Annotated in this window: 13 protein-coding genes; 2 read left to right on the forward strand and 11 right to left on the reverse strand. The window is 33.8% G+C overall.

The window, feature by feature from the left end:
• Positions 1–8: 8 nt before the first annotated feature.
• The 7 genes from recA to BW939_RS07880 form a co-directional block, all read right to left on the reverse strand.
• Positions 9–1016: a recombinase RecA gene (gene recA / locus BW939_RS07850; RefSeq protein ID WP_076451483.1), complete on the reverse strand. Its 1008-nt coding sequence runs from the start codon at positions 1014–1016 to the stop codon at positions 9–11.
• 247 nt (positions 1017–1263) lie between these two features.
• Positions 1264–2460 carry an oxygenase MpaB family protein gene (locus BW939_RS07855; protein ID WP_076451484.1) on the reverse strand — a complete coding sequence of 399 codons (1197 nt, stop codon included), beginning with the start codon at positions 2458–2460 and terminating at the stop codon, positions 1264–1266.
• Positions 2461–2621: 161 nt separating this feature from the next.
• Entirely contained in the window at positions 2622–3395 is a 774-nt protein-coding gene (locus BW939_RS07860; protein ID WP_084566624.1) for a LuxR C-terminal-related transcriptional regulator, read from the reverse strand.
• A 312-nt stretch (positions 3396–3707) separates the two neighbouring features.
• A complete protein-coding gene (gene gap, locus BW939_RS07865) occupies positions 3708–4718 on the reverse strand; it encodes a type I glyceraldehyde-3-phosphate dehydrogenase (RefSeq protein WP_076451485.1) in 1011 nt (336 codons plus the stop codon).
• A 33-nt stretch (positions 4719–4751) separates the two neighbouring features.
• The gene (gene pfkA / locus BW939_RS07870) at positions 4752–5738 is read right to left on the reverse strand and encodes a 6-phosphofructokinase (RefSeq protein WP_076451486.1); all 987 of its coding nucleotides are present in this window, start codon (positions 5736–5738) and stop codon (positions 4752–4754) included.
• 162 nt (positions 5739–5900) lie between these two features.
• The gene (locus BW939_RS07875; RefSeq protein ID WP_076451487.1) at positions 5901–6659 is read right to left on the reverse strand and encodes a TIGR03915 family putative DNA repair protein; all 759 of its coding nucleotides are present in this window, start codon (positions 6657–6659) and stop codon (positions 5901–5903) included.
• A 126-nt stretch (positions 6660–6785) separates the two neighbouring features.
• A complete protein-coding gene (locus BW939_RS07880) occupies positions 6786–8042 on the reverse strand; it encodes a putative DNA modification/repair radical SAM protein (protein WP_076451488.1) in 1257 nt (418 codons plus the stop codon).
• Between the two features lie 583 nt (positions 8043–8625).
• On the opposite strand from BW939_RS07880, the gene BW939_RS07885 reads away from it, so the two are divergent.
• Together BW939_RS07885 and BW939_RS07890 are read left to right on the forward strand one after the other, a co-directional pair.
• Complete coding sequence (locus BW939_RS07885) at positions 8626–9954, forward strand: hydroxymethylglutaryl-CoA reductase, degradative (RefSeq protein WP_076451489.1); 1329 nt, start codon at positions 8626–8628, stop codon at positions 9952–9954.
• 198 nt (positions 9955–10152) lie between these two features.
• Complete coding sequence (locus BW939_RS07890) at positions 10153–10539, forward strand: DUF423 domain-containing protein (RefSeq protein WP_076451490.1); 387 nt, start codon at positions 10153–10155, stop codon at positions 10537–10539.
• 373 nt (positions 10540–10912) lie between these two features.
• Here BW939_RS07890 and BW939_RS07895 read toward each other — a convergent pair whose 3' ends face one another.
• From BW939_RS07895 to BW939_RS07910, 4 genes are read right to left on the reverse strand one after another with little or no spacing between them, the layout of a single operon-like run.
• Positions 10913–12316: a TolC family protein gene (locus tag BW939_RS07895; RefSeq protein WP_076451491.1), complete on the reverse strand. Its 1404-nt coding sequence runs from the start codon at positions 12314–12316 to the stop codon at positions 10913–10915.
• Complete coding sequence (locus BW939_RS07900; RefSeq protein ID WP_076451492.1) at positions 12300–13613, reverse strand: HlyD family secretion protein; 1314 nt, start codon at positions 13611–13613, stop codon at positions 12300–12302. The genes BW939_RS07895 and BW939_RS07900 overlap by 17 nt, the downstream gene beginning before the upstream one ends.
• 15 nt (positions 13614–13628) lie before the next feature.
• Positions 13629–15293, reverse strand: a complete 1665-nt coding sequence (locus BW939_RS07905; protein ID WP_076451493.1) for a peptidase domain-containing ABC transporter — start codon at positions 15291–15293, stop codon at positions 13629–13631.
• A 5-nt stretch (positions 15294–15298) separates the two neighbouring features.
• Positions 15299–15973 carry a TetR/AcrR family transcriptional regulator gene (locus BW939_RS07910; RefSeq protein WP_076451494.1) on the reverse strand — a complete coding sequence of 225 codons (675 nt, stop codon included), beginning with the start codon at positions 15971–15973 and terminating at the stop codon, positions 15299–15301.
• Between the last annotated feature and the right edge of the window lie 68 nt (positions 15974–16041).

Consider the following 16041-nt stretch of genomic DNA (forward strand, 5'->3'; position numbering starts at 1 on the left):
AAAACAAATTATTTTTTGTTGTTGATAATTTCTTCTTTTACTTTATTTTCAAGTTCTTCGGCCAGTTCAGGATTGTCTTTTAATAAATCTCTTACGCCATCTCGGCCTTGGCCAAGCTTAGTTTCTCCGTAGCTGAACCAAGAACCGCTTTTCTTCACAATTCCCATATCAACTGCGGTGTCTAAGATTTCACCTGTTTTAGAAACGCCTTCACCATACATGATGTCAAATTCTGCCATTTTGAAAGGTGGAGCCACTTTATTCTTTACAATTTTCACTTTTACACGGCTACCAACTGCTTCATCGCCATTTTTAATCGGTGCGCTTGCTTTTCTGATATCTACTCTTACTGAAGCGTAAAATTTCAAAGCGTTACCACCTGTAGTAGTTTCGGGATTTCCGAACATTACTCCGATTTTTTCTCTCAATTGGTTGATGAAAATTACCGTACATTTTGTTCTTGAAATGGTTGCTGTTAATTTTCTTAAAGCCTGAGACATTAATCTTGCATGAAGACCCATTTTAGAATCTCCCATTTCACCTTCAATCTCTGCTTTTGGCGTTAGTGCAGCAACAGAGTCAATCACGACAATATCAATTGCGCCAGAGCGTATCAAGTTGTCTGCGATTTCTAAAGCCTGTTCTCCGTTATCTGGCTGGGAAATAATCAAGTTTTCAAGATCGATTCCTAATTTACCTGCATACCCTCTGTCAAAAGCGTGCTCAGCATCTATAAATGCTGCAATTCCGCCTGCCTTTTGAGCTTCTGCAATGGCGTGTAATGTTAAAGTTGTTTTACCAGAAGATTCAGGTCCGTAGATTTCAATTATTCTGCCTCTTGGATATCCCCCAACACCTAAAGCGATGTCTAATCCTAATGATCCGGAAGGAATCACTTCGATAGTGGTGTCTATTGCACTATCTCCCAAAGTCATTACAGTTCCTTTTCCGTAGGTTTTATCTAGTTTGTCAAGCACTAATGCGAGTGCTTTTTTCTTATCGTCTAAATTGCTCATTTCGTATTCTAATAATTTATCAAAATTACATAATTTTAATTTCAAAAGCTAATAATATTTGTTTTGGGAAATTGTTTTTAGCGTTAAAAAATAATAAAGTTTTTAAAATGGAAAGTCTTTTATAACAGGCCTTATTGGTACTGAATATTTTTTATGGAATGGCTTTTCCAAAAGGGGTGGGCGAAAAGATAAGCCAATTCGGTATCGCTTACTATCAACTATATTCGGGATTAGGAACGCAAAAAAATTAATGAAAATTAGAATTTTGGGTTATGCTTAAGTAATCCTCCAAAACCTGCATTTGATCTTTGTTTCCCTTTTTAATTCTCGCTTCACGGCTCACTGTAGAGTCATATATTTTATTAAGGATTTTTTTTGTTATCGGAAACCCTTTTTTTAAAGGAACGTTAGGGATTTGCAGTCTCTTACAAACGTCGTCACCCAGCAAGTACCAAGTGCAGCAAATGTGCAGATATCTAAGATTAGTTCTTTGAAATTTATATTTTAAAATAGGATTTTCAAGTGATTCGTTTAATAGTGAATGAGCAAGTAGAACCGAGTCTTTATCTGAGGAAGGTTGAATTGAAGTCCATAAATAAAAATATTCTGTAGCCTGTTTTTTATCGTTTGGTAAAAGATCTTCTGGAATTCCTAAAAGGTAGCCTACATATTTCCAAAGATGAAAATGCCCTTTCTCTTCTTCTTCAGAAAACGTGTTTCCCAATTTGTATAGGCTGTGTAGAAAGACAAGACTAAAGCCGATGTATGTTGCCATCATATCCCAAGAATTAATAGGCTTACCCCAATTTTCTGTATCCCAGTTTTTATAATGTTTTTTTATAGAAAGTCTTGCATAGGAATGAATGAGTCTTGTTTTAATTGCAAATTCGTATCCTTTTTTATGGATTTCTAAAGCATCATAGCGGGTTACATTGACCCAGAAATCCAGGGTTTCAGAAAGTCTTTTTACAGCTCCTTTTTTTAAAGCTTCCGTAACAATAAGCGGTTTGTTGAGGTAAGCATAATCGTAACCGCCAATCAAACAGTAATCTCGTAGGGAAATGAGTGAATCTAGGTTACAGCGCATACAAAGCTCGGAGCCTTTTTTAAGTAAATTTAAATCAAGCCAATCGGGCAGGGTTTGCGTTTGCAGGAAAAGTTTTTTTACACTTTCCGGAACCTCATCTTTGTGTGAAATGCCGTTTCTAATGTAGCTTTCAATCTCTCTTGATGCTTCACTATATGTTTTTTTAAAATAAACATCTTTTACAACCTCATCCCCAATTTCGTCTACATGATAAAAGTATTTTGAAAATTTCTGAAAATCTTTGAAACTCACTTCAGCACCGGAAAGATCAATGAGTTGTTTTCCGTTTCCTGTCGTCCAAAAATCTTTGAAATGTTGTGAATCTTTAAATCTAGGTTGTAAAATAGGCTCTTTCATAAAGGATAAAGTTACAGAATTTTTAATTGAAAACCAGAGTGAGATTTGTCAGTATGTATTCATTAGTATTCAAGGTTTAAAAATTAAAACAACGTAAATTATCAACAATTAGATTACTGATTGTTTGTGATGTATTATTTGTATCCCAATCATTACCTATATTAAACCAATCCCCACTCGAATGCTTTTCTTATGAGTTCTTTGCTGTTCCGAGAATTGGTTTTTTTTAGGATGTTTTTGCGATGGCTTCTGATGGTATGTTCTGAGAGAATGAGGAGATTAGAAATTTCTTTCCCAGAATAACCTTTAACAATTAAAATAAGGATTTCAATTTCTCTTTTTGTGAGATGAGGATGGTCTGATTTTTTTTTCTCATCTGTTGGCTGCACTGTAAACTGATGAAAATCTTTTCGTGGTGTGATGCCTGTTATTAAAACGGTGTAAGGGTTTTGGGGGGTAATATGTTGAATATTTGTATGGATATTAATCGACTGAAACAAACGATTGTCTTCATCCATAACTGTATGAATAGCCTGATGATGAAAAAGTTCATATTTTCCTTTCTTAGTCTTCATTCTAAAGCAGTAGCTGGGTTTTAAGAAAAGTTGATGTTCAATTCCTATTTGTTTTATTTTTTCTACTACCGCTTGTTCAGCTTTTAAAACAAAAGGAATGTCATCTGGATGGATTAGCTCTAAGATTTCTCTGAGCTGAATTGGGTATTCTGAAAAACCATGAATTTTAAGAATATTTTTGTGATGATGGGAAATGGTAGAATCTGCAAGATTAACAACATAATAATAAAAATTCCCAATGGAGAATATTTCGCCAATTATTTTCTCTATAAAGGGCTTTGTAAGTGCTTTAGATTTGTCTTCTCCAGCAAAGTTTTCCCAAATTTGAGATAGTAAATGTTTGTCCTCAGGATTCTCCATTTATATATTTTTAACTAAAATACTTAAAATTTGTTAAAAATACCCCAAAAGGGCTATTTTTTTATGTTAAATAATTTACAACTTTTGTAGAAACAATAATCGCGAAAACTCAATTGTAAAATTAAGATTTTCACCTAAGTTTTAATATGATACATTGAAGCTTAAAAGTAAGGAAGGTAAAAGCACTTGTGATGAAAAAAAAGTAGAATAAATACCTGTAAAATAAGCCACTGTAGATAGTTCAATGGTTTTTTTTATGCAAAAAAAACCTCCCGCATCCGGAAGGTTTTATAATTTAAAAGTGATCGCTTATTATTTAGATAAAGTAGATGCGTGGATCAACATATCAACTAATTTGTTTGAGTAACCCATTTCGTTGTCATACCAAGAAACAAGCTTCACAAAGTTTGGAGAAAGACTAATTCCAGCATCTTTATCGAAGATTGAAGTTCTCTTATCTCCGATGAAATCCTGAGAAACAACAGCGTCTTCAGTGTATCCAAGAATACCTTTCAATTCACCTTCAGAAGCCGCTTTTATTACAGCGCAAATTTCTTCGTAAGAAGCACCTTTTTCAAGTCTTACTGTTAAATCTACTACAGAAACGTCAACAGTTGGTACTCTGAAAGACATACCAGTCAATTTTCCGTTCAAAGAAGGGATTACCTTTCCTACCGCTTTTGCAGCTCCGGTAGAAGAAGGGATAATGTTATTTAAAGCAGCTCTACCACCTCTCCAGTCTTTCACTGAAGGGCCGTCAACCGTTTTTTGAGTTGCAGTTGTAGCATGTACTGTAGTCATCAAACCTTCTACGATTCCGAAGTTATCGTGGATTACTTTAGCCAAAGGAGCTAAACAGTTTGTAGTACAAGATGCGTTTGATAAGATTTTTACATCATCTGTAAGTTCCATGTGGTTTACACCCATTACAAACATTGGCGTATCATCTTTTGAAGGAGCAGAAAGAATTACTTTTTTTGCACCAGCGTTGATGTGTGCAGCAGCACTTTCTTTATCTAAAAATAAACCTGTAGATTCTACGATGTAATCTGCACCGATTTCGTTCCACTTTAGGTTATTTGGATCTCTTTCTGCGGTAACTCTGATTTTTTTTCCGTTTACCACAAGATCGTTACCTTCTACAGAAACTTCTCCCGGGAAAATACCGTGTACAGAATCATATTTTAACATGTAAGCCATGTATTCTGCATTAATAAGGTCATTGATACCAACTACTTCGATGTTGTCTCTTTCAGTCATTGCTCTGAAAACAAGACGACCGATTCTACCAAATCCGTTAATACCTACTTTGATTGTTGACATAATTGTTTTGATTTATTTAATTATATAAAATATTTAGATTGCTAAAATTTCTGAAATCAATAAAAGGTCTTTATTAATTTCGTTGTGTTTTTTGATGGCATCTTCAATGGGTGTGTAAACAATTTCGTTTGAACGCATACCTGCCATCACATTGTTTTCACCCGCCATTAATCCAGTTACTGCACCAAATCCTAGTCTGCTTGCTAGAACTCTGTCTGCGCAGCTTGGTGAACCTCCTCTCTGGATATGACCTAGAATCGCAACGCGGATGTCGTAATCAGGGAATTCGACTTTAGTCTGTTCTGCTAATTCATAGATGTTCGCCAACTTTTCACCTTCTGCAACAACAACGATGCTGGAAGATTTTCCTGTTTTTTCTGCATTTCGGAAATTGGTAAACAATTCATCCATGCTGTCTTTTTTCTCAGGAATTAAAATGTCTAACGCTCCTGTTGCCAGTCCACTGTTTAGTGCTATAAAACCTGCATCACGGCCCATCACTTCAACAAAGAAAACTCTGTTGTGAGAAGTTGCAGTATCACGGATTTTATCAATAGCATCCATTGCAGTATTCAACGCGGTATCGAAACCAATCGTATTATCTGTTCCGAAGATATCGTTATCAATAGTTCCCGGCACACCAATTACCCGGATTCCAAATTCTTCGTTAAAAATTTTCGCTCCTGTAAAAGTTCCGTCTCCACCAATGCATACCAAAGCTTCAATTCCGTATTTTACGCAATTGTCGTAGGCTTTTTGACGACCTTCTTTTGTTCTAAACTCTTTGGATCTGGCAGACTTTAGAATAGTTCCACCTTGGTTGATTATATTTTTCACAGAACGAGGTCCCATTTTCAGGAAGTCATCGTTGATAAGACCATTGTAGCCTTCTCTCACTCCGTAACATTCGATATTGTAATAATTGGCAGTTCTTACAACCGCTCTTAATGCTGCGTTCATGCCCGGAGAATCACCTCCCGAGGTAAGAACTGCAATTTTTTTTACAGCACTTTCTTTCATTTAGTTAAAAATTTCAAACACAAATTTACAAAAACAAGTTCAGATAACGGCAGTATCTTGACAATACTTTTCATCCTTTAGTATCCTGCAAATTTAAAAGCAAGTTATATGATAAATATTTTACATTTTCGCATTATGAAATCCTAATCTATATTTTTTATATCAATTCTTTTCAACTAAATATTTCCAATATCTTTTAGGGACATGTTGAATGTGTAGTTTCAAATTTTTTCTTTCTATAATATTGGTTTTGAAAAAATACCGTTGCCATAGCGTCTGATAGTTTTTTTCTTCATCATGAAACTTCTGTTGGTATTTACTCAAATCTATCTTTTCTTCTGGATAAAAAAAGTCGCAAGCTTGAAGATCATAGAGAATTCCGTAATTTCTTCTGAGGTCATAAATCATCCATTTCTGATCTTGATAACGGTTTCTGAAATGATTTTTGATTAGAGGTAGAACATTGAAATCTGGGTCTATTTTAGCGAAAAAAACTTCATCCTGCATTTTTTCAAACCTCACAAAAGCGGTCATTCTGTGTCGTTCTCTGCTTACAGATTTAGAGATTTTAGCTATTCTCAAAATGTCATTATCAGCATAGTTTTGAAGGATATTTACATTAGGATATTTTACAGATTGTCTTACAGCTGATAAAATAATCTGCTCTGAATCTAATTCTTCCGATAAAAAGACTTTTATCAATTCATGAATACCAGCTTTACCAATGTTTTCTTCTAATTTATTTAAAACACGTTCTGATTTCTCTTCCTGCGCAATCACTTCATGAATTTCGGCAAAGATATTTTTCTGACGAAATCTTTCTCTGCTTACAATTTCCACATCTTTATACTTATACTCGAAAACCTCGAATATTGCAGTGAAAAGTCCGTCGAAACTGCCGTCGTAGAGTAGAGTGGTCATTTTTTTAATTTGAAAATTAAAGTTTTGAAAATGAAATAATTATTTCAATCATTTTAAAAATATTGTTTGTATTTGAATGTAAATTTGTGAAATTCGTGAAAAAACTAATACAATTTGTATGTGAAATTAAAACAGTGTGAGTTGCTGCGAAAACTGATCCTGAAATTTGGAATTGCTTCCACCAATCAATAGTTTTTTTAAGTTTAAATCTGTTAAATGTCTCAGAAAAACATTTCCTGCATTAAAATCGATAAAATATTTCGCACGATTCACCGCCGCACCAAGTTTTTTCAAATGATCAATCGTTAAAACCTGAAAACGTCTCGCTGAAACAATTTTCTTCGCAGTTTTCACCCCGATTCCCGGAATTCTGAGAATCATTTGATAATCTGCACTTTGAAGATTAATCGGGAACTGATCGAGATGACGCAAAGCCCAACTTAATTTAGGGTCAACCTCCAAATCTAAAAAGGGCATATTTGGGTCTAAAATTTCATCCGCTTTAAAACCATAAAAACGCATCAGCCAATCCGACTGATACAGACGGTTTTCTCTGAGCATAGGAACTGCAGTCGTTAAAGCAGGTAATCTGTTGTCTTCCAAAACCGGGACATACCCAGAATAGTAAACTCTTTTTAAACTATAATTTTTATAAAAATGATCGGCAACTTTAATGATCTGTAAATCATTTTCATTAGTGGCGCCCACAATCATCTGTGTAGATTGTCCTGCCGGAGCAAACTTAGGTACTTTTCTGAAAATCTTCTTTTCCTCTTTATATTGGGTGATTCCGCTTTGGATGTACTTCATAGGATTCAGCATATCTTCACGGTTTTTCTCAGGTGCTAAAAGTTTCAATCCACTTTCTGTGGGAATTTCGATATTTATTGATAATCTGTCTGCGTATAAAGCCGCTTCCTGCATTAAAATATCACTCGCTCCCGGAATTGATTTTAAATGAATATAACCGTTGAAATTTTCTTCCACACGAAGTTTTTTTGCAACACGAACTAAGCGTTCCATGGTTGTATCTGCATTTTTGAAAATTCCTGAGCTTAAAAATAAACCTTCAATATAATTTCTGCGGTAAAAATTAATGGTTAAATCTACCACTTCTTCCACTGTGAACGCTGCTCTTTTAATATCGTTTGAACTTCTAGAAACGCAGTAAGCACAATCGTAAATACAATGATTTGTTAAAAGAACTTTCAGTAAAGAAACACACCGCCCATCTTCTGTATAGGTGTGGCAAATTCCGCTGGCAGAACTGTCTCCTAAGCCACCATTGTTTTTTCTGGAACCACCGCTTGATGAGCATGAAACGTCATATTTCGCTGCATCAGCAAGGATTTCTAATTTTTCTTTAAGGCGGTCAAAATTCATTTTTGTTTATTTTACCTTTGATTGTTTGTTGCAAAAACGCAGGGTTAAAATTTTAAAAAAAATATCTAAGAAAGGTTATTTTAAATTAATCTGTTATTATTGAAAATCTTTTGTATTCTTTGCTAATTTTACGCTATTTCGAGCTTTAAAAATGGATAGTAATTTTTTAAAAAAACTATGTAAACTTTACATTAAAAATTGGTGTCCTGATTAATAACCTACAAATGAAGTTTAAATAATAACACAAAATTTGGGTTAATTTTTTCACATATTTGAAAAATTAACTCATATAAATGAAAATCAAAGATTTAAAAAAAAATTAATTGTTCTCAATCGTTGCTCTGTTTTTAATCTTTAGAATTCTAATGTGTAAAAACTTTTTCGCTTTTTGCGGGTAAACTTAATTTCCAAAGTTCTCTTTTTTTTATTCAAAAATAAATCCAAAATTGAGAAATATCACTCTTTTTTCTATGAACTTATCCACAATAAGCACAAACAAATTTACTATATTTACCATTATTAATTTATGCGTGAAATCGTAAACGGTCGATTCCACTTTTCTTTATCAAAAAATAACTTACCTATGAATCATCAACCGGTAGAAGGCTTTTCTAAACTGACCAAGCAAGGGAAAATTGACTGGCTCGTCAATGAATATCTTGAAGGAAATTCAGATTATCAAAATATACTCAATCAATATTGGAACGAAAATGCAGGTCTTCAGAAGCTCCATGATGAGTTTTCTGAAAACACGATTTCCAATTTTTATATGCCTTACGGAATTGCTCCAAATTTTCTGATTGACGGGAAGTTATTTGCGCTTCCAATGGCTGTGGAAGAAAGTTCAGTAGTGGCAGCAGCTTCTAAAGCGGCAAAATTCTGGATAGATAAAGGCGGTTTCAAAACAACTATTATCAACACCAAAAAATTAGGTCATACCCACTTCATTATAGATGTAGAATCACATAAACTTCAGCATTTTTTCAATTTTAAATTAAAGAAAAAACTCTTTGAAGCCACAGAAAACATCACGGCAAACATGAGAAATCGTGGCGGCGGAATTTTAGAAATAAAACTGGTAGATAAAACCGCAGAAATGCCCAATTATTATCAGCTAAAAGCAAGTTTCGACACCGTAGATTCTATGGGTGCCAACTTCATCAATTCTTGTTTGGAGCAATTTGGTAAAACTTTGAAAGAAGAATTGGCATTAGAAGAAAGTTTCACGCAGGAAGAAAAAGATTCTTTGCAGGTTGTGATGAATATTCTTTCCAATTTTACTCCGGATTGTATTGTGAGAGCCGAAGTTTCATGTAAAATTGAAGATCTGAAAGACGACAGCGGAATTTCAAACGAAGAATTTGCAAGAAAATTTAAACAAGCAGTTACCATTGCGGAAATTGAGCCTTTCCGTGCCACAACACATAATAAAGGAATCATGAATGGTGTAGACGCCGTTGTGATTGCCACCGGAAATGATTTTAGAGCCACCGAAGCTTGCGCACACGCTTATGCAGCAAAAGACGGAAAATATTCTTCACTTACGCACTGTACCATAGACAACGGAATTTTCAGGTTTTGGATAGATTTGCCAATCTCTGTTGGCGTTGTGGGAGGTTTAACGAATCTTCATCCTTTGGTGAAATTCTCTTTGGCACTGCTCGGGAAACCTTCAGCTCAGGAATTGATGAGTATTTTAGCTGTTTCAGGATTGGCTCAGAATTTTGGAGCTTTGAGATCTCTGGTAACCACAGGGATTCAGAAAGGTCACATGAAAATGCATTTATTTAATATCTTGAACCAAATGGGAGCAACTGAGGATGAAAAACAGCATTTTGTGACCTATTTTAAAGATAAAACAGTGACGCATCATGAAGTGATTGATGAGTTTAATAGATTGAGAGGACGGTAATGTTTGGAATTATTATCGCAACTTGTTTGTTGGCTTTTGGAATGTTTTTAAAGCTTACTAATAATCGGGGATTTGCTCAGAATAAAAAATTCTCATGGATTTTTATAGGAATTGGTGGTCTATCGCTACTATTTAAGATTTTAACTTATCAATAAAAACAGGTTTATTAAAAATAGACTGTTTAAATAAATCAATATAATGAAAACAATTACTTTAGTCTTTGGTGCCGTGTATGGCCTATTATCCGTTATTTTGGGCGCTTTCGGGGCTCATGCTTTAAAGAAAATTTTATCAGTAGAAAAATTAGAAAGTTTTGAAACAGGCATTAGATATCAAATGTATGCTGCTTTCTTTTTGATTATTGTAGGTTATATTTTAAAATTTGATACTTCATCTCAAAAATGGATTTCTATATTGATGATTGCTGGAACAATGCTGTTTTCGTTCAGTATTTACGGTTTGAGTCTACAAGATTATTTGGGAGTAAATTTGAAATTTTTAGGCCCAATAACTCCGCTAGGAGGATTGTTTATGATCCTGAGTTGGGGGATGTTGATTTTTTACTTTTTGAAGAATAAAATTTAATTGTTATAAAGCCAAGTTTTATAGAATTTCAGACGAAAGTAGGATATCAATAATTTTTTATAGCAAAAATGTTCTACTGAGATTGTTAAAATAAACTTTGATTTTCTAATTATGATTGTCCGCTTTTATTCATAATGCTAAATTTTTACCACAAAGGGTAAACAAAGATTTTTCACAACGTTCACAAATATTTGTACTTTTTGTGAAAAATCTTTGTGCTATTTTGATTTAAAATTTGCTTTGTGATAAACAAAGGATAGTCCTATTTTTTTTAAAAACAATTAAAACGCTTCATTTTACCAAGAAGTAAATAATATTAAGTTGAGTTTTACGACAATCAGAATACCTTTACAACCTTCACTGTAGATTACATCTAAAAAGTAAAATTCTCTTTCATCCATTTCAATTTATTGAAACTTTTCATAAATTTTGTACGGATAGAGATGAGTTTTTCCTGCGATTCTATTACTTTATTTTCTCTGGAATTGATTAAGAAAAGTGAGCTTTCGCCGTTGCTATATCTCGTTTCTTCAGCATAAAGAAGTCTATTGTAATTCTGTAGATTATTTTTTGATAGATCAATTTGGGTGTGATAATTCAGAATTTCGTTTTTATAAGTTTCAATTTTTACTTCAAGTTCTCTGATCTTCAGATTTGTGTCAATTTGGTTTAGATTTAGTTTCAGCTTTGCCATTTGATAATTAGCTCTTGCTTCTCTTTGAAATAGGGGTACTTCTAGTTTTAAACCGTATTGAAAATTGTTATCAAATAGAGGAAGGAAATCTGAAGGGTAATTTTCTTTATTGAAAAAATTATAGGTAAAATCTAGTTTAGGGAGAAAGCTTTGCCATTTTAATCGTCTTTCGCTTTCGAGGGTATTTTGTTTCTGATTATAATATAAAATAGATTGATGCGAGTTGATCTGTTTAGCATTAACGTTATTAATTAAAAACTCAAAATCAGAATACGCCAAGTTTTCCGCAAGATTATCTGAGGGATAAATCATTTCAGAAAGCTCGTACAATTGCTGGCCGTCTTTCCAAAGAAACAATTGCAGCTGCTGCGTGCTTTTTACAAAGCTCAAAAAAGCATCACTTTGTTGAAGTTCAAGATTTTGAAGCTGGGAAAGAGCTTCAATTGTATCAATTGCGGGTTTTTCTCCGAATTCAAAAGTTTTTTTTGTCAATTTTAATCTATTTTTATTGATGGCAACAATTTTAGATTTTAATTGATAAATTTCATAATCCTGAACCCATTGCCAATAGGTATTTTCGGCTTCCAGAAGTAATTCATTTGTTAAAACGGTTTGTTCTGCTTCGGTCATTTTCAAAGCAAATTTTGCTTGGTCTAGCATAGCTCTTCTTTTATCATAGATAAGATTTTTGGCTAAAGGAACGGTAATTCCGAATTGATATAAACCACCTTTTGTATCGCTGTTGTTTAGTTTTTCTCCGTCTAGCTGGTTGTAGCTTCCATGCAGATCAATTCCGTACCAAGTGGGAATTCCTAGTTCTAAATTTTTTTGTTCATAATATTTTGTTCCGCCAATATTTTTTTCGCCTAATTTACCGGCTAAAACAGGGTCAAATCCTCCTCTCGCTTTTGTGATTTCTGCTTCTGCTATTTTGTTTTGAAGCTGATATTTTAATGCTAAAGGATGATAATTTTTAACCACGTTAACAAATTCTACAGAAGAAATTTTCAACGAATCTTGTGCGAAACCTAAAGTAAAAAACAACAAGAAGGGAAGGAGTAGAATTTTATTTTGTTTTTTCATCTTTAGAAGATTTTGAATTTGTAATTTCGTAATAATCTGGTGGGAAACCGTTGATATTTCGCCATAATTCATACCAAATAGGAACGTTATTTAAAATGGCAATACCTTGAACTCCGGTGCCCATTTTGATTTTTGGGGGCCATTTTTTTTCTTTTTTATCTTCAATAATTAAAGCTTTAAACATGCCGTTGGAGCCGATATTGCTTTCTATTGCTACTATTTTTCCTGCAAACGTTCCGTAGCTAGAATCTGGCCATCCCGAGAAAACAATAGCCGGAAATCCGTCGAAAATACTCATCACCCGCTGTCCTTCTTTTATTAAAGGTAAATCAACAGGTTTAATGTAAATTTCAATAGCATAATCTACATTTGTAGGCACTATTGTTCCTATGTTTTCGCCGTCTTTTAGTATTTCGCCGATGCCTGCCTTGTTCAATTGGATGATTTGTCCGTCCTGAGAAGCAAGAATAAAATACAGTCCTTGTCTTGCCTTATAGTTTGCCACTTGATTTTGAAGTTTAGCAATATCCCCTTCGCTTCCCTCTATTTGTCCCATACTTTGGAAACGTTCGCCTTCTATTTTGCTCAGTTTTTCGTTGTAATCTTGCACTACAGAGTTTTGCTCTATTTGGGTAGTCAGGATTTCCTGCCTTGTCTGGGCTACTTTATTTTCGGAAGCAGTTTTCTTGGCAATAGAATTTTGATAAGAAATACTTCTCTGCTGAAACTGAGTAAGAGAAACCAAACCCTCATCATACATTTTCTTCTGTCTTGTAAATTGGTCTTCCGAAAGCTTTAATTCGTTTTTGGCAGCGTCTAATTCTGCTTGTTCACCAACAAGTTTACTATTAAGTTGGATTATTTTTATTTTAACTTGATTTAGTTTTAAATCTCGAGCTGCATTCAAAGCATCCAATTGGTTTTTTGTGGTTCCTACTTTGGCTTCATAGTAATCTCTTACTCCTTGTTTAGCTTCCACTTGCTGTTCTGTACGCTGCACCAAAAGGGGATCCATGTAATCCTCCTTTATTTCCGATAACTTTAATAGCGTGTCGCCTTTTTTCACATAATCTCCGTTCTTTACATTCCACTGAATAATCTTTCCTGGGATAGGAGAGTTCAGCTGTTGAGGTCTTTGAGATTGATAGAGTGAAGAAACGTTTCCTTTCACTTTAATATTCTGCGTCCAAGGAAGAAATAGTGTGATAATACCTGCAATGAAAATAAATATAAACCATCGCTTTACCCTGGATTTTTTGTGGATATGATAAATTTTATCGTATGACTGTATTTGCATTTGTTCTGAGTTTTATTAGATAATTCTTAAAGTTCCGTCTTCAAGATGGATATGCTGGTCTGCGTTGTATATTATATTTTTGTCTGTAGAAACAATCACAATGGTCGTGTTTTTTTTGTTTGCAATTAAATATTCAATCAATTGTTTCTGAAATCGTTCCGGCATTCCTTCTAAGGGATTTTCGAGCAAAATCAACCTTTTTTCGCCTAAAAGAGAACGAAGTATTAGGATTTTCTTTTTTGAACTGAAGCTCAATTCAGAATCTGTCTCGCTAATTTCCGTGGCAAAACCTTGACTGAAGCTGCTTGAAATACTTTCTATACCTACTTCATCAGAAAGTTGTATAATACTTTCGGTATTGCTTTGCTTATTTCCTAAGAGGATGTTTTCTAAAACAGTTCCCTGAATTACTTTCATGTTTTCAAGGTATAATCCAACTTCACCTCTGAATTGTTTTTTGTCTAAATTTTTCAGAGGAATTTTATCAAAAAGAATTGTTCCCGAGCTGGGTTCATAAAAACCTGCCAGCATATTGATAAGCAGAGATTTACCTGCCCCCATTTTTCCAGTAACTACAGTGATGCTGTTTTCTTTTAATTTGAAATTTATATCAGATAAAATTGCAGGTGTATCGCTGAAGGCAAAGTCTACTTCTTTAAATTCAATTTCGATTCCTTTGTCTTTTTGAGACAAAATAATATCTCCGTCTGTTTCCTCTTTCAGCTCTGTTACTTTAGACAGTTTAGCAAATGATGCGATGAGGTCATAATAGCTTTCTAGGCTTATAATAAGCTTTTCTACCGCTGCCATAATGGTTAACACCACAATTTCTGCAGCGATGAACGCCCCGATATTCAATTGCTGATCGATCATTAAATACGTTCCGATTGCTAAAATAGCCAATGTGATAATCACTTTAAATGCGATAATAGTTTTGTATTGGAAAACAAGAATTTTGAAGTGAGCAGTACGATGATCAAGATATTCTACAACTCTAGAATCTGTGCCTTGAAGATGGCTTTGCATGCCAGCATGCATTTTAAAAGTCTTTACAGATGAAGCTATATCTTCAATCCATGCCGCAGTTTCGTATTTTTTATCACTTTCTTCAATGCTTGATTTAATGCCGCTTTCCATGCTGTAAATGAAAATGAGTACCACTAAAAAAACCACTAAAACTCCAAAAGCCAAAAACCATGGATGATAAAAAGATAGCAAAAGAATTCCAAAAAGAATTTGAATCAATGCTGTTGGGATTTCTAGAAGTATTTTTGAAATCCCTTTTTGAAGAATTTGCACATCAAAAAAACGGTTAACCAGTTCGGGTAAATAATATTTTCTTGTTTCGGAGAGATTTACTTTCGGTAGTTTTTCGGCAAAAGCCATAGAAAATTCAACAAAAATCTTCTGCTGAATTTTTTCAATGATTTGCAGTACTTTTAGTCTGAAATGCCCCACAAGAAAGGTTCCTAATACAACAAAAAGTATTAAGAGATAGATGGAAGTTACCATAGTGGCTCCCATCACAAAACTAATGATCGACTGTATTCCCAACGGAATACTCAGTGACACAAGACCGTTTAGAATTGCATAAAAATAAATGTTTGAAACATCTTTTTTCTCTTTGGTAATGTAGCGAAAGAGCTTTTTGCTATGTTCACTTGCTGATTTTAATGCCATTTTTCTTATTTAATAAGGTTGAAAGTAATGTGTGTTAAATAACCCAATACATATTTTTTGTTTTCTTCTTTATGATGATTATCTGTGAGTTTTGGTAAATGCTCACTGAAAAAATGTTGATTGTGAGCAGTCTCCAAAAGTGTGCTTGCCATAGAAACGGGATATGCGAAATCTGGTTTTGCCTCAGAAATAATATATGAAATACATTGGCAAAGACTTTCTAGCGGGCCAAAAATCATTTCTTTGCTTATTTCGTCTACCTCTTTTACAAGATAAGATTTACTGCTTTCTGAAATGACAATAGAGTGAAGTTTGCCAATATTATAATCGTCTACTTCATCACACGAATTGTTGTAATGCGTGATGATTTCTAAAATTTTTTTTAGTTTTTCTAATGGTATTTTAATCTCAGAAGTTTTCAACTCACACATTAATTCGAGATAAGACCAATACCAGTTGAGAATGTAGGTTAATAATTTGTATTTTGAAGAAAAGTAACGGTAAATTGTTGCCTCAGTTGAGTTGATTTTTACAGCCAGTTTTTTAAATGTAAAATGTTCAAATCCTATATCAAAAATCAGCTCTATAGCGTGTTTTAGGATAGATTTTCCTATTTCACTCTTTTCGGGGTCTTTGAGATATAATTTGTCGTTTACTTTAAATTTTAGCTGAAAATTCATTATTTTGTTTTTGAATTGATCTTTTATCAAAAATAAATAACTTTTTTTGATAAAAGTAATACTATAGA

This window comes from Chryseobacterium piscicola (genome assembly GCF_900156685.1).
GTDB classification, from domain to species: Bacteria; Bacteroidota; Bacteroidia; order Flavobacteriales; family Weeksellaceae; genus Chryseobacterium; species Chryseobacterium piscicola.

Coding starts and splice junctions, on each gene's coding strand:
- BW939_RS07855 (WP_076451484.1), bottom strand. CDS start 2,460: ATGAAAGAGCCTATTTTACAACCTAGATTTAAAGATTCACAACATTTC.
- BW939_RS07890 (WP_076451490.1), top strand. CDS start 10,153: ATGAAAACAATTACTTTAGTCTTTGGTGCCGTGTATGGCCTATTATCC.
- recA (WP_076451483.1), bottom strand. CDS start 1,016: ATGAGCAATTTAGACGATAAGAAAAAAGCACTCGCATTAGTGCTTGAC.
- BW939_RS07895 (WP_076451491.1), bottom strand. CDS start 12,316: ATGAAAAAACAAAATAAAATTCTACTCCTTCCCTTCTTGTTGTTTTTT.
- BW939_RS07910 (WP_076451494.1), bottom strand. CDS start 15,973: ATGAATTTTCAGCTAAAATTTAAAGTAAACGACAAATTATATCTCAAA.
- pfkA (WP_076451486.1), bottom strand. CDS start 5,738: ATGAAAGAAAGTGCTGTAAAAAAAATTGCAGTTCTTACCTCGGGAGGT.
- BW939_RS07900 (WP_076451492.1), bottom strand. CDS start 13,613: ATGCAAATACAGTCATACGATAAAATTTATCATATCCACAAAAAATCC.
- gap (WP_076451485.1), bottom strand. CDS start 4,718: ATGTCAACAATCAAAGTAGGTATTAACGGATTTGGTAGAATCGGTCGT.
- BW939_RS07860 (WP_084566624.1), bottom strand. CDS start 3,395: ATGGAGAATCCTGAGGACAAACATTTACTATCTCAAATTTGGGAAAAC.
- BW939_RS07880 (WP_076451488.1), bottom strand. CDS start 8,042: ATGAATTTTGACCGCCTTAAAGAAAAATTAGAAATCCTTGCTGATGCA.
- BW939_RS07905 (WP_076451493.1), bottom strand. CDS start 15,293: ATGGCATTAAAATCAGCAAGTGAACATAGCAAAAAGCTCTTTCGCTAC.
- BW939_RS07885 (WP_076451489.1), top strand. CDS start 8,626: ATGAATCATCAACCGGTAGAAGGCTTTTCTAAACTGACCAAGCAAGGG.
- BW939_RS07875 (WP_076451487.1), bottom strand. CDS start 6,659: ATGACCACTCTACTCTACGACGGCAGTTTCGACGGACTTTTCACTGCA.